Below are 3,114 nucleotides of genomic sequence, written 5' to 3'. Positions count from 1 at the left end.
CCGAGATCTACCTGTAGTCCGAAGACGTACCGGGCCTACCGGCATCAGTGCCGAACGCGCAGTCCTGCCAGCGAGCGCACGGATGCACGCTCATGGCTCGTAGCCGCGATGCGCTTGCTACCGTACGTCAGTTGACCTCTATTGATCTCGTCCACGGTGTGAACCCAGGACCTCGCGCTTCACGATGCCTGCGGTGGGTCGGCGACGACTACCCGACCGGTCTCGGTGAAGAAGCCGAGAACCGGGCGCCCGGCCGGATTGCCGCTCTCATCGCCCCTCAATACCGGCTGGCCAAGGCGTCGCCCTAAAATCATGAGGAATTCGCAGAACTCGTCGAGTCGCTCTTGGCCTTGTACCTCTCGCAGGTCGACGTCGAAGTCGATTTCGGAGTACTCGAACCGCCAGCCACGCGCGACAACGAGATCGATCTGCCCGCGGTGGCTCCACGGTCAGGTGTCGTGGGCCTTGTCCCGTCCCAGTTCGAGGTGGGCGAGCGAGCGGCCTTCCGTCGAGCGGCACCTGGTCGTATGCCGACGCTCTCAGCCCGGACCTGGTGCTTGGATCAGATGAGAGGCGCCGTGCCGGGTAGCGCGCCGAGATCGCCGCCGCCAACGCTCGTCGCGGGAGGTAGTTCAGTTGGCCGGCACTGCGCCGCCCGCCTGCCAGGTGTTCCAGGGGACGTTCCAGTCGCCGTATCCGTCCCAGGTCGGCATCGTCGGGCCGCCGGTGTCGGTGTAGGTGATCGGGTCGCCGACCTGGGCGAAGTTGAAGTACGCCTTGGCGTTTGCCTCGGTCAGGTTGGTGCAGCCGTGGGAGGTGCTGCGCTGGCCGATGTTGCCGCCGTTCCAGCTGGCCGAGTGGACGTATTCGCCGGAGTTGGTGACCCGTACCGACCACGGCACCTGCTCGTCGTAGCCGTCGCCGACCATGTGTTCGACCGCTTTCTTCTCCATGACGACCTTGGTGCCGTTGAACGTGGGGGTGCTCGCCTTGCCCAGCGACACCGGGAAGTCGAAGACCTGCTTGCCGTCGGAGGTCACGACCATTCGCAGGGTCTTGCCGTCGACCTTGCCGACGTTCGCCGGCCCGGTCTTCATGTCGAGGGTCAGGCTGTTGTCGTACACCAGCCCAGCCCCGCCCGACTTGCCCTTCGTGTCGAGGTTCATAGCGACCTCGGCGTGCGCCGGCCAGAACTCGGCCGGGCGGTAGTGCGCCTCGATCGGGTAGCCGGCGTAGATCGTGGACTTCTGGAAGTACCACGCGCCCTCGACCGGCGCCCCGTTGACGGTGACCTGGGTCGCCGCGTCGAAGTCTTTGGCGCTGGTGATCGACGCCGACAGGTACGCGATGATCGGCATGCCCACGCCGTACGTCGCCCCGTCCTTCTCGTACAGCCGCACGTGCACCGGCTTACCGCTCGGCGCCGGCGACACCGAAGGCGACGCACTCCCGGCCGGCTGCTGGCCCGACGACGGCGCCCCCGACCACGAGGCCTTCGGCGCGGAGTTCCCGCCGCACGCCGTCAACCCGAGACCAAGGCCGACCAGCAGCGCCGCCACCCGCACACGGTGAGAAGATCGCACAACCACGACGATGCCCCTTATGCGCGCCCGCCGCCACCGCTGTCCGGCTCGACCACATCACAATCGGCCGGATCGAACCTCACTGTGAGCGAAGGTAGCCGCCGCGTATCGTGATCCGACGGCCACCATCGCTGCGGCGTGTCAGCCGTTGAGTCCGGCGTAGATTTGCTCGTTGGCCTCGACGACCGGGGTCGGCTTGACGATTTTTACAGCGGTGCCGACGGCCGAGTAGGTCGTCGTCATGGTGTCGGCCTTTTCTTCACCGTGCTCCGGCACCGTGAACGACACTGCGGTCAGCTTGCCCTCGGCGTCGAGGGTGGCGGTGAACGGTATGGCTTTGGCCTTTTCGGCGAGCGCGGCGACCGATTCGGCGCCGATGCCACCGACGCCGTCGCCGACCTTCGTCGCATCGAATGTACCGGTGATCTTCGTGCCGTCCTTCTTGGCGGTCACGATGGCCTTCGCGATGAGCGTCAGGCCGGTCGGGTCCTCCGCGGTGTTGATGAGCAGCTTGTTGAGTGACTGCAGCTTCCCCGGTTCGAAGTGGATCCACTTGTTTGCCGCGCCCGGGATCTGGACGCCGTCGAGCTTGGCATAGTAGTCCTTGCCGACGACCGTGACGCTGGCCTTGAGCTTGATGGCCGGGATGTCTGCGACCTGAGCCATGTTGCCGGCCGCGGGGTCGACCGACCCCTTGACCTGCGGGCCGCTCTTGGCCTTGGTTAGGAACGCATACGGCTTCGTGGCGAACTCGGCGATCGCCGCCTCGAACTCGGCGGACCCAGCCGCCGGCTTGGCCGAGGCCGACGCGGCCGGTGCCGCTGCTGCCGGTGTCCCGGTCGCGTCGGCCGACGGAGACGACTCCCCACAGCCGGCCAGCAGGGCCGCCGCAGCGACGAACGGAACCGCGATGCGATGTAGTGCGCGCAAGATGATGCTCCCCTAGATGGTGGTCGCCGGTCAGGGTACGGCAGCCTTGAGCCACTCAAGAGTTGACGGCTCGTGGCGTGGCTGATCTTGCGAGTGTGGTCGGTCTGTGGTCTGAGTGGTCGGTGCTGATCACGCGAGTGTCTGGACGCCTTGCATGCTGGCGTGTGCTCGGACTTCACCGCGCGTAGGGCACATGCTGTCGGCATGCGGGACGGACCTCTCAGCGAGATCGCCGAATTGCTGCGTACACGCGATGGCATCGGCCTGGAGTCCTCGGCGTCGGCGGCGGAAGTCGACGGCCGTCCGCACGGTCAACGTCACGTGGTACCTCAAGCGCGACGGGCCCACTTCGGCCAGGCGCCGGGGCGCTGAGTGGGCTTCTACGGCACCTACGTGCTGGCCCGGTCGGCGACGTTGCTGCCGCACGTGCCCGGCATGCGGTCGGCGTTCGGCAGCCGGTGCATGCTCATCGGCCGGCACCAGGAGGGGTGGCAGCTGGCCGGCCTCATGACGCCGATGCACCACGAGTGGCCCGCCATCCACGGCGGGCCCGTGCCGCTGGCGGTCGCCACCGGCGCGCCGGTGCTGGCGGTGGAGATCA

At 67.2% G+C, this 3,114-nt stretch carries 4 protein-coding genes; 2 read left to right on the top strand and 2 right to left on the bottom strand.

Annotated elements, in window-relative coordinates:
* Window positions 1-632: 632 nt before the first annotated feature.
* Window positions 633-1,358, bottom strand: a complete 726-nt coding sequence (locus AB0I21_RS57270) for a L,D-transpeptidase (RefSeq protein ID WP_360574458.1) — start codon at window positions 1,356-1,358, stop codon at window positions 633-635.
* Here AB0I21_RS57270 and AB0I21_RS57265 point away from each other — a divergent pair.
* Window positions 1,357-1,572: a hypothetical protein gene (locus tag AB0I21_RS57265; RefSeq protein ID WP_360574456.1), complete on the top strand. Its 216-nt coding sequence runs from the start codon at window positions 1,357-1,359 to the stop codon at window positions 1,570-1,572. The two genes, AB0I21_RS57270 and AB0I21_RS57265, sit on opposite strands and share 2 nt — an antisense overlap.
* A 152-nt stretch (window positions 1,573-1,724) precedes the next feature.
* On the opposite strand, the gene AB0I21_RS57260 is transcribed toward AB0I21_RS57265, so the two are convergent.
* On the bottom strand, window positions 1,725-2,249 hold the full coding sequence (locus AB0I21_RS57260) for a hypothetical protein (RefSeq protein WP_360574454.1): 525 nt from the start codon (window positions 2,247-2,249) through the stop codon (window positions 1,725-1,727).
* Window positions 2,250-2,885: 636 nt separating this feature from the next.
* On the opposite strand from AB0I21_RS57260, the gene AB0I21_RS57255 reads away from it, so the two are divergent.
* The coding region (locus AB0I21_RS57255; RefSeq protein WP_360574452.1) for a hypothetical protein at window positions 2,886-3,114 on the top strand (229 nt) is incomplete at its 3' end.

The organism is Dactylosporangium sp. NPDC050588, assembly GCF_040654975.1.
In the GTDB taxonomy this organism is placed as follows: Bacteria; Actinomycetota; Actinomycetes; order Mycobacteriales; family Micromonosporaceae; genus Dactylosporangium; species Dactylosporangium maewongense.
Note: the sequence above shows the minus strand (reverse complement) of the source record. Positions and strands in the feature narration are given on the sequence as shown.